This is a genomic window from Ancylobacter defluvii, from assembly GCF_018390605.1.
Taxonomy (GTDB): domain Bacteria; phylum Pseudomonadota; class Alphaproteobacteria; order Rhizobiales; family Xanthobacteraceae; genus Ancylobacter; species Ancylobacter defluvii.
The window spans coordinates 26,346-42,094 of sequence record NZ_JAHBGD010000002.1 but is presented as its reverse complement, the minus strand read 5'-3'; the positions used below and the strand labels follow the sequence as shown (position 1 = coordinate 42,094).

Annotated in this window: 14 protein-coding genes; 11 read left to right on the top strand and 3 right to left on the bottom strand. The window is 64.5% G+C overall.

The window, feature by feature from the left end:
• The first annotated feature begins 24 nt into the window (after nt 1-24).
• The 11 genes from KHC24_RS00175 to KHC24_RS00125 all read left to right on the top strand — a co-directional run bounded on the left by KHC24_RS00175 (nt 25) and on the right by KHC24_RS00125 (nt 13,048).
• Nucleotides 25-1,302 carry a D-alanyl-D-alanine carboxypeptidase family protein gene (locus KHC24_RS00175; protein ID WP_213358436.1) on the top strand — a complete coding sequence of 426 codons (1,278 nt, stop codon included), beginning with the start codon at nt 25-27 and terminating at the stop codon, nt 1,300-1,302.
• Complete coding sequence (gene tmk, locus KHC24_RS00170) at nt 1,286-2,002, top strand: dTMP kinase (RefSeq protein ID WP_213358435.1); 717 nt, start codon at nt 1,286-1,288, stop codon at nt 2,000-2,002. Before KHC24_RS00175 ends, tmk begins: the two co-directional genes overlap by 17 nt.
• The gene (locus KHC24_RS00165; protein ID WP_213358434.1) at nt 1,999-3,033 is read left to right on the top strand and encodes a DNA polymerase III subunit delta'; all 1,035 of its coding nucleotides are present in this window, start codon (nt 1,999-2,001) and stop codon (nt 3,031-3,033) included. Before tmk ends, KHC24_RS00165 begins: the two co-directional genes overlap by 4 nt.
• A 58-nt stretch (nt 3,034-3,091) precedes the next feature.
• Nucleotides 3,092-4,645 (top strand): methionine--tRNA ligase, encoded by a 1,554-nt coding sequence (gene metG, locus KHC24_RS00160; RefSeq protein ID WP_213358433.1) that lies wholly within the window; start codon nt 3,092-3,094, stop codon nt 4,643-4,645.
• A complete protein-coding gene (locus KHC24_RS00155; protein WP_213358432.1) occupies nt 4,642-5,415 on the top strand; it encodes a TatD family hydrolase in 774 nt (257 codons plus the stop codon). Before metG ends, KHC24_RS00155 begins: the two co-directional genes overlap by 4 nt.
• A 19-nt stretch (nt 5,416-5,434) precedes the next feature.
• Nucleotides 5,435-6,238: an MBL fold metallo-hydrolase gene (locus KHC24_RS00150; protein WP_213358431.1), complete on the top strand. Its 804-nt coding sequence runs from the start codon at nt 5,435-5,437 to the stop codon at nt 6,236-6,238.
• Nucleotides 6,239-6,335: 97 nt separating this feature from the next.
• Nucleotides 6,336-7,160, top strand: coding sequence for a nucleoside triphosphate pyrophosphohydrolase (gene mazG / locus KHC24_RS00145; protein WP_213358430.1), 825 nt, complete (start codon nt 6,336-6,338; stop codon nt 7,158-7,160).
• A 241-nt stretch (nt 7,161-7,401) separates the two neighbouring features.
• Nucleotides 7,402-8,682 carry a glycosyltransferase family protein gene (locus tag KHC24_RS00140; RefSeq protein ID WP_246545953.1) on the top strand — a complete coding sequence of 427 codons (1,281 nt, stop codon included), beginning with the start codon at nt 7,402-7,404 and terminating at the stop codon, nt 8,680-8,682.
• A 3-nt stretch (nt 8,683-8,685) separates the two neighbouring features.
• Nucleotides 8,686-9,999, top strand: a complete 1,314-nt coding sequence (locus tag KHC24_RS00135; RefSeq protein ID WP_213358429.1) for a glycosyltransferase family 4 protein — start codon at nt 8,686-8,688, stop codon at nt 9,997-9,999.
• Nucleotides 9,996-11,132, top strand: a complete 1,137-nt coding sequence (locus tag KHC24_RS00130) for a glycosyltransferase family 4 protein (protein ID WP_213358428.1) — start codon at nt 9,996-9,998, stop codon at nt 11,130-11,132. Before KHC24_RS00135 ends, KHC24_RS00130 begins: the two co-directional genes overlap by 4 nt.
• Nucleotides 11,129-13,048: a glycosyltransferase gene (locus tag KHC24_RS00125; RefSeq protein ID WP_213358427.1), complete on the top strand. Its 1,920-nt coding sequence runs from the start codon at nt 11,129-11,131 to the stop codon at nt 13,046-13,048. The genes KHC24_RS00130 and KHC24_RS00125 overlap by 4 nt, the downstream gene beginning before the upstream one ends.
• A 12-nt stretch (nt 13,049-13,060) precedes the next feature.
• On the opposite strand, the gene KHC24_RS00120 is transcribed toward KHC24_RS00125, so the two are convergent.
• Genes KHC24_RS00120 through KHC24_RS00110 form a run of 3 tightly spaced genes read right to left on the bottom strand, consistent with a single transcriptional unit; the run spans nt 13,061 to nt 15,746 of the window.
• The gene (locus tag KHC24_RS00120) at nt 13,061-13,561 is read right to left on the bottom strand and encodes a class I SAM-dependent methyltransferase (protein WP_213358426.1); all 501 of its coding nucleotides are present in this window, start codon (nt 13,559-13,561) and stop codon (nt 13,061-13,063) included.
• A gap of 8 nt (nt 13,562-13,569) precedes the next feature.
• Complete coding sequence (locus KHC24_RS00115; protein WP_213358425.1) at nt 13,570-14,751, bottom strand: ABC transporter permease; 1,182 nt, start codon at nt 14,749-14,751, stop codon at nt 13,570-13,572.
• On the bottom strand, nt 14,748-15,746 hold the full coding sequence (locus KHC24_RS00110) for an ABC transporter permease (protein ID WP_213358424.1): 999 nt from the start codon (nt 15,744-15,746) through the stop codon (nt 14,748-14,750). Before KHC24_RS00110 ends, KHC24_RS00115 begins: the two co-directional genes overlap by 4 nt.
• Nucleotides 15,747-15,749: the final 3 nt, after the last annotated feature.

Here is a 15,749-nt window from a genome sequence, read left to right as displayed (position 1 = left end):
GACATGCGCGGAGGGTCGTCGAGCATGTCTTCGGGCAAGCGGTCATCACATATCGCCGCCAGACCCGGCCGGATCGAACGGATCTGGCCCCGCATCGGTCTCACCGTACACCTCATCGTACCGGCGGTGACGCTGCTTTTCGGCCTTTCGCCGCTGCCCGCCCATGCCCAGATCCAGCCGCCGGCCATTGCCTCGCCGCAGGCGATTCTGGTCGATTATGAGAGCGGCACCGTGCTGTTCGAGCGCGCGGCGGACACCCCGTCCGCTCCCGGCAGCATCGCCAAGATGATGACCACAGCCGTGGTTTTTCAAGAGCTTACGGAGGGGCGTCTGACGCCCGATACCGAATTCAAGGTCAGCGAATATGCCTGGCGGCGCGGCGGTGCGCCGTCCGGCGGCGCTACCATGTTCGCCGGCATCAACACCTCGATCAAGGTCTCCGACCTGTTGCGCGGCGCCATTATCCCCTCCGGCAACGACGCGACCATCATTCTGTCGGAAGGTATTTCCGGAAACGAACTGGCCTTCGTCCAGAAAATGAATGAAGAGGCGAAGAAAATCGGCTTGACCGACTCTGTCTTCGCCAATGCAAGCGGCCTTTCCGATCCGACTCAGCAGACCACGGCGCGCGATATGATGCGGCTGGCAACGCACATCATTCGCAAGTATCCACAATATTACACGATCTATGCCGAGAGCGACTTTCTCTGGAACAAGATCCGCCAGAACAATCGCAACCCCTTGCTCGGCATGAGCCTGGGTGCCGACGGCTTCCAGACCGGCTATCTGAAGGAATCCGGCTTCAACCTCGTCGGTTCGGCGGTTCAGAATAACCAGCGCCTGATCCTGGCGCTGCTGGGCGCCAAGAGCGACAAGGAACGCGCCGACGACGCGCGCAAGCTGCTTGAATGGGGCTTCCGCGCCTTCGAGTCGAAGCTACTGTTCGATAAGGGCCAAGTGGTTGGCGAAGCAACGCTTTATGGCGGTGCGCGCGGCGGTGTGCCGCTGGTCGGCACGTCTTCTATACGCCTTCTGGTACCGCGCAACGGTACCGAGCGGATCAATGCCCGCATCCTTTACGAAGGCCCGATCGACGCGCCGGTGACCGCCGGCACCGAGCTTGCCCGGCTGCGGGTGATGCGGGGCGATCAGCTGGCGCTGGAAGTGCCCCTCGTCGCGGCGGAGGATGTTGGCAAGGGGCCGCTCTGGCGCCGGGCGCTCGACGGCGCCTATGAACTGGTCGTGGGCCTCGCCCGCGAGGGTTTCAGCAAGCTGAAGAATGCTTATGCCCGAGCCACTTAAGCGGCGGGCGCCGCGGCGACGCAGCGTCCTCCCGGTAACGCCGGGGCGCTTCATCACCTTCGAGGGCGGGGAGGGCGCCGGCAAGTCGACCCAGGTCCGCCTGCTCGCCGAGCATCTGCGGCAGGACGGCATCGCGGTTGTCACCACCCGCGAGCCGGGCGGCTCGGCGGGCGCGGAAATCCTGCGCCACGTCATCCTCTCCGGCGCGGCCAAGCCCTTGGGACCATTGGCGGAAGCGACCTTGTTCGCCGCTGCCCGCGTCGATCATCTCGATGCCACCATCCGTCCGGCTCTCGCAGCCGGGCAATGGGTGATCTGCGACCGCTTCGCCGATTCCACCCGCGTCTATCAGGGTGCGCTCGGCCAGATCGATACCGGTCTGCTGCGGGAACTTGAGGCGGTGACGGTGGGTGAGACCCGGCCTGACCTCACCATCATTCTCGACGTGCCGGCGGATGAGGGCCTTGGCCGTGCCGCGGCGCGATCGGGTGTCGGGGCCGACCGCTTTGAGCGCGAAGGTTTGAGCTTTCACAAGCACTTGCGTGACGCATTTCTCGCTCTCGCATGCGAGGAGCCGGAGCGCTGCGTGGTGATCGACGGACAGCGCGACATCGAGACCGTTGCCGCCGATGTATGGCGCGTGGTGGGTGAGCGGCTGGAACGATCGGCGAACCAAGGCCCGTCAAGGAGTGTGCGATGAGCGAAGCTATCGCTGAAGCGGATCGCTTCGGCACCGCGCCCACCCCGCGCGCCAATCATCTTCTCATCGGCCATACCGAGGCAGAAACCTCGGTCCGCGAGGCATGGGACGCCGGTCGCCTGCCGCATGCGTTGCTGATCGGCGGGCCCGAGGGCATCGGCAAGGCGACTTTCGCCTATCGCCTCGCCCGTTTCGCGCTGTCCGGCGGCCGCGCCCCTGCCGGAACGCTGGAGATCGGCGTCGATCATCCGGTTTCGCGACAGGTGACCGCGCTCTCGCACCCCGATCTCCTCGTGCTGCGGCGGGTGCCGAACGATGCCGGCAAGCTGCCAACGGCGATTCCCGCCGAGGTGGTGCGCAAGGTCCGCAGCTTTTTTGGCTCGACGGCGGCGCTGGGGGGCTGGCGGGTCTGCGTGGTCGACACGCTCGACGAGATGAACGCGCAGGGCGCCAATGCTTTGCTGAAGACGCTTGAGGAGCCGCCGGAAAATGCGCTTTTCCTGTTGATCAGCCACGCGCCGGGCCGTCTTTTGCCGACGATCCGCTCGCGCTGTCGCGCCCTGCCATTACGTGCGTTGTCGCAGGAGCAGGTGATGCAGGCGCTCGATCATCTCGCCGGTCACATGCCGGATCTCGCGCGCGCACGCTTCGCCGAGGCAGCGGAGGCCTGCGAGGGCAGCGTCCGCGAGGCGCTGGCCCTGCTCTCGGCTGATCGCCTCGCCGTGCGTCGCGCCACCAACGACCTGCTGGCGCAGCTTCCCCATATCGACCCGAAGGCTCTGCACAGCCTCGGCGACAAGCTGCAGGCGGACCGCGAGGGCGGTGCCGAGAGCTTCATGGCCGCGGTGGAAAACTGGATATCCGACCGCGCGACCGGCAGGGTGCAAAGCCCGGGCGTGCGCCTTGCACGCCTGCCGGAGGTGTGGGAGAAGGTTCGCCGCGCCGCGATCGACGCGGATGTCTATAATCTCGATCGCAAGACGTTCGTCTTCCGGATCTTCGCGTCGCTTCACGAGGCGGTAAGGCCCTGACCGCGCGAGGCAGCCCGCTGGGTCCGGCCGCCGCAGGATCGTGCCAGGATTGCGCCTTGTGAAACCCGCCTTCTACATCACCACGGCCATCGACTACCCCAACGGCTCGCCGCATATCGGCCACGCCTATGAGAAGATTGCCACCGACGCCATTGCCCGCTTCAAGAAGCTGGATGGCTACGACGTGCGCTTCCTCACCGGCACCGATGAGCACGGGCTCAAGATGGCGCAGACGGCGGAAAAGCAGGGGCTGACGCCGTTCGAGTGGGCGACGAAGAACTCCAATCGCTTCAAGGCGATGGACGGTCTTTTGCGTGTTGAATATGATCGTTTCATCCGCACAACCGACGATGACCACATCGCGGCGAGCCAGGAAATCTGGCGGCGCATGGCGGTCAATGGCGACATCTATCTCAGCGCCTATACCGGCTGGTACTCGGTGCGCGACGAGGCCTATTACGCCGAGGACGAGACCACGGTGAATGCCGACGGCGTCCGCCTCGGCCCGCAGGGCACGCCTGTCGAGTGGACCGAGGAGAACAGCTATTTCTTCCGCCTCTCGGCCTATCAGGAAAAGCTGCTCGCCTGGTACGAGGCGCATCCGGACTTCATCCGTCCCGAAAGCCGGCGCAACGAGGTGCTGAGCTTCGTGAAGGGTGGGCTTCAGGATCTTTCGATCAGCCGCACCACCTTCTCCTGGGGCGTGCCAGTGCCGGACGATCCGACGCATGTGATGTATGTTTGGGTCGATGCGCTCACCAACTACATCACCGGCGTCGGCTTCCCGGACGATGCCAGCCAAACCTTCGAGCGCTTCTGGCCAGCGGATTTGCACGTCATCGGCAAGGACATCATCCGCTTCCATGCCGTCTACTGGCCAGCCTTCCTGATGTCTGCCGGCCTGCCGGTGCCGAAGACTGTGTTCGCGCACGGCTTCATCCATAATCGCGGGGAGAAAATGTCGAAGTCGGTCGGCAACGTGATCGACCCCTTCGACCTCGCCCAGGCCTATGGCGTCGATGCGCTGCGCTATTTCCTGCTGCGCGAGATCCCGTTCGGCCAGGACGGCTCCTACAGCCACGAGGCGATCGTCAACCGCACCAATGCCGATCTCGCCAATGATCTCGGCAACCTCGCCCAACGGTCGCTATCGATGATCGCCAAGAATCTCGGCGGTGTGCTGCCGGAGCGCGGCGTGCTGTCGCCGGAGGACGCCACCATACTGGCGAGCGCCGATGCCATGCTGTCGGCGGCCCGTAATGCGATGGATGAGCAGCAACTCCACCAGGCGCTGGCAGTGATCTGGGCGGTGGTGGCCGATGCCAACCGCTATTTCGCCGCCTCGGCGCCGTGGGAACTGCGCAAGAGCGCGCCAGACCGCTTTGGTACCGTGCTGTGGACCACTGCCGAAGTAATCCGGCAGGTGGCGGTGCTTGCGCAGGCCTTCGTTCCCGATAGCGCCGGCAAACTGCTGGATCTGCTGGCGGTGCCGGCTGACCGGCGAGATTTCACCACTCTGGGGGAGGGCGGCCGCCTGGTGGCTGGTACCCTCCTGCCCGCTCCGGTGCCGGTTTTCCCGCGCTATGTCGAGCCTGAAACGCCGAACGCATGATCATCGACAGCCACTGCCATCTCGACTTCCCGGACTTCGCTTCCGAGCTCGATGCGGTGGTCGCGCGCGCTCGTGCGGCGGGCGTCGGCCGCATGGTGACCATCGGCACCCGCGTGCGTCGCGCTGGCGAGGTGAGGGCGATCGCCGAGCGTTTCGACGATATCTTCTGCTCGGTAGGCACCCATCCGCACAATGCCGGCGAGGAGCGTGACGTCACCCTCCCCGAACTGCTCGCAGCGGCCGATCACCCCAAGGTGGTCGCCATCGGCGAAGCCGGGCTCGATTATCACTACGACACGGCTCCGCGTGATGATCAGATGCATGGCTTCCGGCTGCACATCGCGGCGGCAAGGCAGACCGGCCTGCCGCTGGTGATTCACGCCCGCGAGGCGGATGGCGATGTCGCCCAGCTTCTCGAGGAAGAATACGCCAAGGGCGCCTTTTCTTTCGTGCTGCACTGTTTCACCGCCGGTGCCGAGCTGGCGCGCCGGGCGGTGGCCATTGGCGGCTATGTGTCGTTCTCGGGCATCCTGACCTTCAAGAGCGGTGCGCCGTTGCGCGAGATCGCCGCGACGCTGCCGGCCGAGCGGCTGCTGGTGGAGACGGATGCGCCCTATCTCGCGCCCAACCCATGGCGGGGGAAGCGCAATGAGCCTTCATATGTCGTCGAGACGGCGCGTATATTGGCGGAAACGCGTGGTATCACTGCCGAGACCGTCGCCGAGTTGACCACCGAGAACTTCTTCCGCCTGTTCTCCCGCGCCCACTGAAAGCGAGCCGCCCGCGCCCATGGTCCTGACCTTCACCATCCTCGGCTGCGGCTCTTCCGGCGGCGTGCCGCGGGTGGGGCAGGGCTGGGGAGCCTGTGACCCTGCCGAGCCGCGCAACCGGCGCCGACGCTGCTCGCTACTGGTGGAGCGCTCCGACGGGGAGGGCAAGCCGGTGACCCGGCTGCTGGTGGACACCTCCCCTGACCTGCGCGAGCAACTGATCGATGCCCGGATCGACCGGCTGGATGGTGTGCTGTTCACTCATGAGCATGCGGACCATACCCACGGCATCGACGATCTACGTCCGCTCACCATCCTGCACCGCAAGCGGATGAAGGTGTTTCTGGATGCCGAGACCTCGGCGATCCTCAATGCCCGCTTCAGCTATTGCTTCCAGTCGCCGCCCGGCAGCGATTACCCGCCGATCCTCGACGAGCACCGTTTCGAGCATGGCGACACGATCCGCGTTGACGGCCCCGGCGGGCCGATCGAGGCCACGGCGTTCCGCATGTTTCACGGGGGGATCATTGCCTATGGCTTCCGCTTCGGCGACCTGGCCTATTGCCCGGACCTGCACGACCTCCCGGCGGAAAGCCTGCCTTATCTCGAAGGGCTCGACACCTGGATCATCGATGCCCTGCGCTATACGCCGCATCCGACACATCTGTCCGTGAGCGAGGCGCTAGGCTGGATTGAGCGAATGAAGCCGCGTCACGCTGTGCTGACCAATTTGCATACCGACCTTGACTATCACCGGCTCGCCGCCGAACTGCCCGTCGACATCGTGCCGGCCTATGATGGCATGCAAATATCGCTGCCTTGATAGGAGGTTGGGCCCGGGTGCTCAGCCGATCTTGAGTTTGTATTTTCCATAATATGTCTTCTGCGACTTGCTGCGCAATGACGGAGCTATCGAAACCGTGACCCCCTCCCGCGACATTGAACGTCTCCTCGAGATCATGGCAGCGCTCCGCACGCCGGGTTCCGGTTGCCCGTGGGACCTGGAGCAGGACTTCGCCTCCATCGCTCCCTATACGATCGAAGAGGCTTACGAAGTCGCCGACGCCATTGCGCGTGAGGATGTCGAGGATCTGTGCGACGAGCTTGGCGATCTGCTGCTGCAGGTCGTGTTCCATGCGCAGATGGCGCGCGAACGTGAGCTGTTCGATTTTGGCGACGTGGTCACCGCGATCACCTCGAAGATGATCCGTCGTCACCCGCATGTGTTTGGAACCGAAGGTGGCCGCGACGTCGTGGCAGTCAACCAGGCCTGGGCCGAGATCAAGGCGGAGGAAAAGCGCCTCCGCGCCGAGCGGCGAGCGAAGCACGGCCTTGCGCCCGAAGGCAAGGGTGAACGCATTCTGTCGGGCGTGCCGGTTGGGGCACCTGCCCTCACCCGCGCGGTGAAGCTGCAACAGAAGGCTGCCACGGTTGGGTTCGACTGGCCAGATGCCGGCCCGGTAATTGCCAAGATCCGTGAGGAAATCGGCGAGGTCGAAGCCGAGATCGCTATCGGGGATCGTGCGGCGGCGGGTGCCGAGGTTGGCGATCTGCTGTTTGCCGTCGCCAATCTCGCGCGCCATCTCGGCGTGGATCCTGAAGCGGCGCTGCGCGGCACCAACGACAAGTTTATTCACCGGTTTGCCCATATAGAGGATGCGCTGGCGCAACAGGATCGACGACCGTCGGATGCCAGCCTCGACGAGATGGAAGCCTTGTGGCAGGAAGCCAAGTCGTTTCGCTAAGTCATTCCGTTATGGCGTTCTTTCGCATCCAAACCAACGATGCGCCTGTGGCTGATATGAAAGAGGAAGCCGTGCTTTTCGGCATCTACTTTTGATCGAATCTCGGCTAGGCACATTGAAGTCCGCTCGACAGAGCGGATATCTCGGCTTTACGATTTCTCCGGTAGGCCACCCGGGGATGGCGCAGGGCGAAGGCCTCGCCTAGCATGAGTCTGGCGGACGTTCGCAAGTGGATGATTTGATGGAATTTCCTCGTATGCCGGCGCCGTCGATCGCGGAGGCTAGCCGGCCGGGCAGGGCCACGCCCCGCATCCTGATGTACAGCCACGACACCTACGGGCTGGGTCATATCCGTCGCACCCGCGCAATCGCCAATGCGCTGGTCGGGGCCCACGACGACCTGTCGGTACTGATTATCTGCGGCTCCGCCCTCGCCGGCAGCTTCAATTTCGCCCCCGGCATCGATTTCGTTCACGTGCCGAGCGTCGCCAAGAGCGAGGACGGCGAGTATGCCAGCGCGAATCTGCGCCTGAGCCTACCCCAGGTCACCACTATCCGCGAGGCGCTGATCCGCCAGACCGCGGAAGCCTTCCGCCCCGATATCTTCATCGCCGACAAGGAGCCGGCCGGATTTCGCGGCGAGTTGCTGCCGACGCTCAAGCTGATGGGCCATATGGGCACGCGGCGCGTGGTCGGCATCCGGGACGTGCTCGACGGGCCGGAGGCGATCCGTACGGAATGGCACGACAAGGGTGCGATCCGTGCCCTGACCGAACACTATGACGACGTGCTGGTCTATGGTCTCGAGGAGTTCTACCGCCCGCTGGACGGCATTCCACTGCCGGCCGAACTGCGTTCCCGCCTCGTCTATACCGGCTATCTGCGCCGCTCGGTTCCCGGTGGGCTCGCCACAATGCGCTACCCCCGCGCGACCAAGGGGCCGTTCATCCTGGTCACCACGGGCGGCGGTGCCGATGGCGCCGGGCTGATCGACTGGGTGATATCGGCCTATGAGGCGGACCCCTATATTCCCCTGCCCGCGGTGGTCGCCTTCGGGCCGTTCCTGTCGAACACCCAGCGTGGCCATTTCCTGGAGCGTATCGACCGCCTCGCCAAGGTGGATGCCATCGTGTTCGATCCCAAGATCGAACGGCTGATGAGCCGGGCGTCCGCCGTGGTCGCCATGGGCGGCTACAACACCTTCTGCGAGATATTGTCCTTCGACAAACCGGGACTGCTGGTGCCGCGCTCGCGCCCGCGTCTCGAACAGACCATTCGGGCTGCCCGCGCCGCCGAACTGGGACTGATGCGGATGCTGGAGGACCCGATGGAGCACGGCGGGACCTCTCGCGACCCTCTGCAAATGGCTGAGGCGCTGACTGCCCTGTGCGACCAGCCCTCCCCCTCCAGCGTGCAAATGCCGGGGCTGCTCGATGGGCTGGGACGAATTACCCGGCACCTGGAGCCGCATATCCGCAAACCGGAGCGCGACAGCGAGCCGGCTCTCGGCATCGGGATCTGACGCATGCAGGCACGGTTGCGTGAAGACGGCGCTGGCCTGGCGCCGGTTTCGCACGGGGAGGGCACCTCCCCTCGCCTAGCCATCGTTCTCAAGGGGTATCCGCGTCTGTCGGAAACTTTTATCGCCCAGGAAATTCTAGCGCTGGAACAGGCCGGTTATGTCTTCGACATCTGGTCGCTGCGGCGTCCGACCGATCGCTACCGTCATCCCATGCACGAGCAGATCACGGCGCGACTGTTCTATCTGCCGGAATATCTGCGCGACGATCCGCGCCGGGTGATGCGCGGGCTTGGCCATGTTCTGTGGCGGCTGAACTGGCGGGCGTTGCTGCCGGTGTTCCTGCGTGATCTTGCCCGCGATTTTTCGGCAAGCCGTGTCCGTCGCCTCGGCCAGGCGCTGGTGCTGGCGCGCGAGGTCGATCCCGCCATCCGCCACCTGCATGTACATTTCCTGCACACGCCTGCTTCGGTGACCCGCTACGCGGCCATCCTGACCGACCGCTCCTTCTCGTTTTCCGCGCATGCCAAGGATATTTGGACGACGCCCGATTGGGAGCGTCGCGAGAAGATCGCCGGCGCGCGGTGGGGGGTGACCTGCACCCGTGACGGCTGGTCGGAGCTGCGACGCGTGGCCGAGCCCGGCACTCGTGAGCGGGTGGAACTCGTCTATCACGGCCTCGACCTCGCGCGCTTTCCCCAGCCGCCGGATAGCCGCGAGCCGGTTGATGGCAGCGACCCCACGCGGCCGGTTCAACTGCTGGCGGTTGGCCGTGCGGTGGAAAAGAAGGGGTTCGACGACCTTCTCGCTGCATTGGGGCGATTGCCCCCTGCCCTGCACTGGCAGCTCGTTCACATCGGCGGCGGCGAATTGCTTGACACGCTGAAGGCGCGGGCTGCCGAGCTTGGTCTCACCGAGCGCATCGAGTGGCGCGGCAGCCAGGCGCAGGGTGCCGTCGTCGAGGCGATGCGGCAAGCCGACCTTTTCGTGCTGCCTAGCCGTCCGGCCGGCGATGGTGATCGGGATGGCCTGCCCAACGTGCTGATGGAGGCGGCGACGCAGGCCTTGCCGGCGATCTCTACCGATTTCGCCGGCGTACCGGAATTCATCGAGAACGGCGTCAATGGTGTGCTGGTGCAGCCCAAGGCCCCGGTGGAACTAGCCGAGGCTCTCGCGACGCTCATCGCCGATCCCGCCGAGCGGCAGCGATTGGGACAGGCGGCCTATCAACGCCTGATCTCCGCTTTTTCCTTCGAGGCCGGCATTTCGCGGCTGGACGAGTTAATGGGGCCGTTCGCCGCCGCTCGCCCGCGGTCATGAGGATCCTGTTCCTCGCGCCGCTGAAGCCGCCCGATCATCTGGTTCCGTCGGGCGAGCGGACGGTGGCGCGGCTATTCCTGAAGCTGCTGGGACGGCTGGGCTATGAGGTGCAGTTGGCTTCCGGCCTCCGAACTCTCACAGTACCCCCATCATCGGTTGCCTGGGATAGCCTGCGCAAGAAGGCCGGCCGTGAGGTCGAGCGCATTCTCGCAGAACAAACCGGCGCCGACCCGGTCGCCTGCGTCTTTACCTACCACGTCTACTACAAGGCGCCGGACCTGATCGGCCCTGCCCTCGCCGAGACACTCGGCGTGCCCTATGTCATCGCAGAAGCCTCGCGGGCCCCGAAAAGGGCCGATGGGCTCTATGCCGAGGGGCATCGGCTCAGCGAGGCGGCGATTGATCGCGCCGATCTCGTACTTACCCCGACCCGACATGATCGTGCGATGCTCGAGGCCCTGCGGCCGTCGCATCAACGCCTCGTCGATCTACGCCCCTTTCTTGATCTCGATGAGTGGCCGCTGGCTGGGGCTCCACGTCCGACAGCGTCTTCGCAAGAAATTCGTTTGATCACCGTGGCGATGATGCGCGAGGGCGACAAACTCGCCTCCTATCGCCAGCTTGCCGATGCGCTGGCGCGGGTGGCGGATCGTCCATGGCGCCTGGCCGTGGTCGGCGATGGACCAGCGCGCGGCGAGGTCGAGGCTCTCTTCGCGGCCTTCGGCGACCGCGTGCGCTTCCTAGGGGCGGTTTCCGAGCGGCCGGTGCTCAGCCGCTTGCTGGCCGAGTCGGATCTCTTCATCTGGCCGGGAGTGAACGAGGCCTTTGGTGCCGTCTATCTGGAAGCGCAGGCGCATGGTCTGCCCTGCGTAGCCGCCAGCTATGGCGGCATTCCCGACGTGATAAGCGACGGCAAGACCGGCCGCCTCGCGCCGCCGGGCGATATTGCGGCGCTGGCGGCCTGCTTCATCGAACTGATCGATGATCCGGGGCGTCGTACCTTGATGGGAGTTGCCGCCGCGCATTTCGTCGCGAATGAGCGCAACCTCGCCCCGGCAATGACAGCGGTTCGGCAGGCCTTCATCGAGGTCGGAATTTCCCTGCCTGCTTCCCCGTCCGGAGTTCCGTCATGACCGGCCGCACGGCGTTCATCGTGGTCACCCACCTGCTCGGCGTCGGTCATTTGGCGCGGATGGCGGCGCTCGGCCGGGCGCTGGCGGCGGAGGGATGGCGGACAGTGGTGGCGTCGGGCGGGCGACCTAATTCGACGGTGCGCATCGATGGCTGCGATGTCGTCCAGTTGCCGCCTCTACATTGCATCGGTGCCGATTTCGGTAGGTTGCTGATGCCGGACGGCCGACCGGTCGACGACGCCTATCTTGCCCGCCGCACCGAGGTACTGATCGATGCGTTTGACCGGGCGCGTCCGGATGTGTTGATCACCGAGCTGTTTCCGTTCGGTCGCCGCAGCCTGACGGCCGAATTCGAAGCGGTGTTGCAAAGGGCCCAGGGACAGCTTCCGCGTCCGGCGGTGCTCTGCTCGATCCGTGACGTGCTCAACCCGCCATCGAAGCCGGAAAAGGCGCAAAGCGCGCTGACGAGGCTGACGGCCTACTATGACGGTGTGCTGTTCCATGGCGACGGCGATATCGTGCCACTTTCGGCCTCGTGGCCTGCCACGAAGGACCTGATGCGACGCGTCACAGATACTGGTTATCTCCATGATGTAGGCCGTCTTTCTGAAGATGAAGGCACGGATGGCTGCGACGAAATCCTGGTATCCGGCGGCGGTTCGACGGCCGGCCTGCCGCTGGCACGGGCCACGCTCGCCGGCGCCGCCAAGCTGCCGGCACGGCGCTGGCGCCTGCTGGTCGGACAAGGTGTTCCCGAGGTGGATTTCACCGAACTCAGGGCCGCAGCGCCGGCCAATCTGATCGTCGAGCGTGCGCGCCCGGATTTTCCGTTGCTGCTGCGCCGGGCGGCGCTATCGATCAGCCAGGCCGGCTACAACACGGTGCTGGACCTTGCGGCTGCCGGGGCTCGCGCATTGTTGGTGCCCTTTGCCGAAGGGGGCGAACGCGAGCAGACATTGCGCGCTTCCGAACTGGAGCGGCGCGGCCTTGCGCGTGTCATTCCAACCGAAGAGATCGACGGCGATCGCTTGGCGGCGACGGCCGCGGATTTGCTGGGGCAACCCCGCCCGGATTGGTCCGGAATCGCGCGTCATGGCGCCACCCGCGCAGTGGAGCTGGTCGACGAATTCGCCGGGCGCGCGACCGCCCGCAGCAAGGCGCTTGATCGACTCGACGCCGCATTGCTTCGTGCCGAGACGATGAAGCGGCAGTTGCGCTTCTGGTGGCGCGACGACGATGCCGGTGTGCCCAGCGCCGCGCTGGATCGCCTGCTCGGCCGCGCGATCGACCTCAACATACCCATTGCGCTGGCAACGATACCGACGCGCGCAACGCTGGAACTGGTGCGTCATGTCGAGCCCCTCGGCATGGTCGATGTGCTGGTGCATGGCTGGAGCCACAGGAGCTACGCTCCCGCCGGTGAGAAAAAGGCGGAGTTCGGCGGGCATCGCCCGGTCGCCGTAATGGCGGCGCAGGTGGGAGAAAGTTTGAAGCGCGTGGAAGCGCTGTTCGGCAGCAAGGCGGCACCGGTCTTCGTGCCGCCTTGGAACCGGGTGGATCCAGGCTTCGTGACCGCCCTGCCCGGCTGTGGCTTTCGCGCGCTATCGACCTATCAAAGACGGAAGGCACGCTATGCGCGCCCTCAGCTGCTGCAGATCAATACCCATTTCGATCCGATCGCCTGGCGGGATGGCGGCGGCCTCGTGGACGAGGGCATTCTGCTGGATCGTCTGGCGAGCCTGGTCGAGGAGGAACTGGCCGCCGAAGCGGGAACATTGGAGCCGATCGGGTTGCTTACCCATCATCTGGTGCATGAGGGCTGGATCGAGCGCTTCCTCGACGAGATCGTCGGCCGGCTGCTCGCTTCCGGCACGGTCCGCTTCGTCGGCATGCCGGAGATGCTTGCCGAGGGCTGAAGTTGCTGTGCCTCAGCCGGCCCGGCGGTAGAGATAGTAGCAGCCCTGTTGAGCCCCGGGTGGAAGGTCCACCTCTTCGAAACCACCAAGATTCAGCGGCAGGTCGGACATGATGATGCCCCCGGGCGCCATGACCGACGGCAGCAAGCGCCCGGACATGTCGGCGACGCGGTGGTTTGATTCCCTGTCGAAGGAACCAAGGTCGGAATTGGCCAGCACAACCTTGCCCGCCAGGCTTTGGTGCAGGGCTGGAAGGGTCTCCTCGATCTCCCCGAGGAAGAGGAGAGCAGGATCAGGCTGGCACTCCGGATAGGCCGCATTGACCCGATCGAACACGTAGATGGCTCGGTCGCCAAGGTTTCTGCGTAAGTGATCGAAGGTCCGTCCGAGGCCGAGGCCGAGCTCGATCACCGGGCCTGCGCGCCCGGAAATTTCCTCGAAAGCCCAGGCAAGGCAGGCGTGCTGCGACTGCAGCCGAAAAAGGGTTTTCTCCAGGCGAGACGGTCCAGCCATAGGCCGACTTACCGGTAAGGATCTGCGGCATCACGCAACCCGTCGCCCAGAAAGTTGAAGGCGAGGATCACGGCGATCACCGGCACCACCGGCAGTATGAGCCAAGGATACAGCACGACGATATTGATGTTCTGCGCCTCGTTCAGCATCACGCCCCAGCTGGTGATCGGCGGCCGCAGGCCGAGGCCGAGAAAGCTGAGGGCGGTTTCGCCGAGGATCATGCTGGGGATCGCAATGGTGGCCGATGCGATCAGGTGGCTCATGAAGCCAGGCACGAGATGGCGGAACACGACGCGCGGCGTACCCGCTCCCATCAATTGGGCGGCGACGACATAGTCATCCTCGCGCAGCGACAGCAGCTTGGAGCGGACGGCGCGGGCAAGGCCGGTCCAGTCCATCAGGCCGAGGATCACAGTGATGCCGAAATAGACCAGGATCGGGCTCCAGCTCGGTGGCATGATGGCGGAGAGCGCCAGCCAGAGCGGAATGGTTGGCAGCGACTGTACGACCTCGATGGTCCGCTGCACCAGGAGATCGAACAGGCCGCCATAATAACCGGCAAGGCCGCCAATCACGATGCCGAGCGTGAAGCTGACCGCTATGCCGATCAGCCCGATTGTGAGCGAGATTCGGGCACCAAAGATGATGCGCGAGAGCATGTCTCGCCCCAACCGATCGGTGCCGAGCAGGAACAGGGTGCCGCCCTCGCTCGGACAGACGAGGTGGAGATTTCCTTCGAACAAGCCCCAGAAGCGATAGCTGTCACCGCGACAGAAAAAGCGAACCGGAAAAATCTGTTGCGTGTTTTCGCTGTAGTTGCGCTTCAGGTTGCTCATATCGAGCGTGGCGTTCAATCCATAGGTGAACGGCCCGATGAACTGTCCCTCGTGAAACAGGTGCACGCTTTGCGGCGGCGTGCGGATGAAGTCGGTATGCCGCGTCTGGTAGTTATACGGCGCCAGAAATTCGCTGATCAGGATCGAGGCATAGAGCAGTATCAGGAAGATGCCGGAAGCGAGCGCCAGCCGGTGCTTGCGGAACTTCCACCACATCAGCGTCAGCTGCGAGGCGAGATAGACCCGCTCCTGCGCCTTGGTCAGCTTGTCGGCCTGTTGGGGATCGAAGACACCCTCGGCGACGAAATGCGGCAGTGGCGCGCCGGCCGGCGGCAGGGAGACCGACTGATTCATTTCGTGCGACCTCCCTGCAGGCGGATGCGGGGATCAAGGAAACCGAGCAGGATGTCGGAGATCAGCACCCCGACCACAGTGAGGCAGGAGAGGAACAGCAGGAACGAGCCGGCGAGATACATGTCCTGGCTTTGCAGGGCGCGCAGCAGCAGCGGGCCGGTAGTCTGGAGCGACAGCACCACGGCCGTGAGTTCCGAGCCCGAGACGATGGAGGGCAACACGTCGCCGATGTGGGAGACGAAGAAGTTCAGCGACATCCGCAGCGGGTACTTCACCAAGGCCTTGCCCGGCGGCAGCCCCTTGGCTTTCGCAGTAATATAATACTGCTTTTGCAGCTCATCCAGCAGATTGGCCCGGATCGCGCGTACCATCGAGCCGGTGCCGCCGGCACCGATGATCAGCACCGGGATCCACAGATGGGCGAGGATTGACTGCGCCTTGGCCCAGCTCATCGGCTGGTTGAAATAGACCGGGTCCATCAGGCCGCCAATAGACAGGCCGAACCACACATTGGCGAAATACATGAAGATCAGCGCCAGCAGGAAATGCGGCACGGCGATGCCGATCAGGCCGATGAAGGTCAGTCCGTAGTCGCCCCAGCTGTACTGATGCGTCGCCGAATAGATGCCGATCGGGAAGGCGATGACCCAAGTCATAAGGATGGTGCAGAACGACACCAGCACGGTGAGCGCGAGACGCTCGCCCACGACATCGCTCACCGGCATTTCATATTCGAACGAATAGCCGAAATCGCCCTGCACGAAGCCGGTCACCCAGAGAAAATAGCGTTCTATCAAAGGCTTGTCGAAGCCGTACTCCTTCTTCAGGAATTCGACGCGGCTCATGTCGGCCTTTTCGCCCTGCGCCGCCATTTCCGCGACATAGGTCTCGAAATAGTCGCTGGGCGGTAGTTGCATCACCGTGAAGATCAACGCGCTGGTGATCAGCAGCGTCGGTATCATGATCAGGATGCGGCGAGCGATATAGCGCAGCATCGC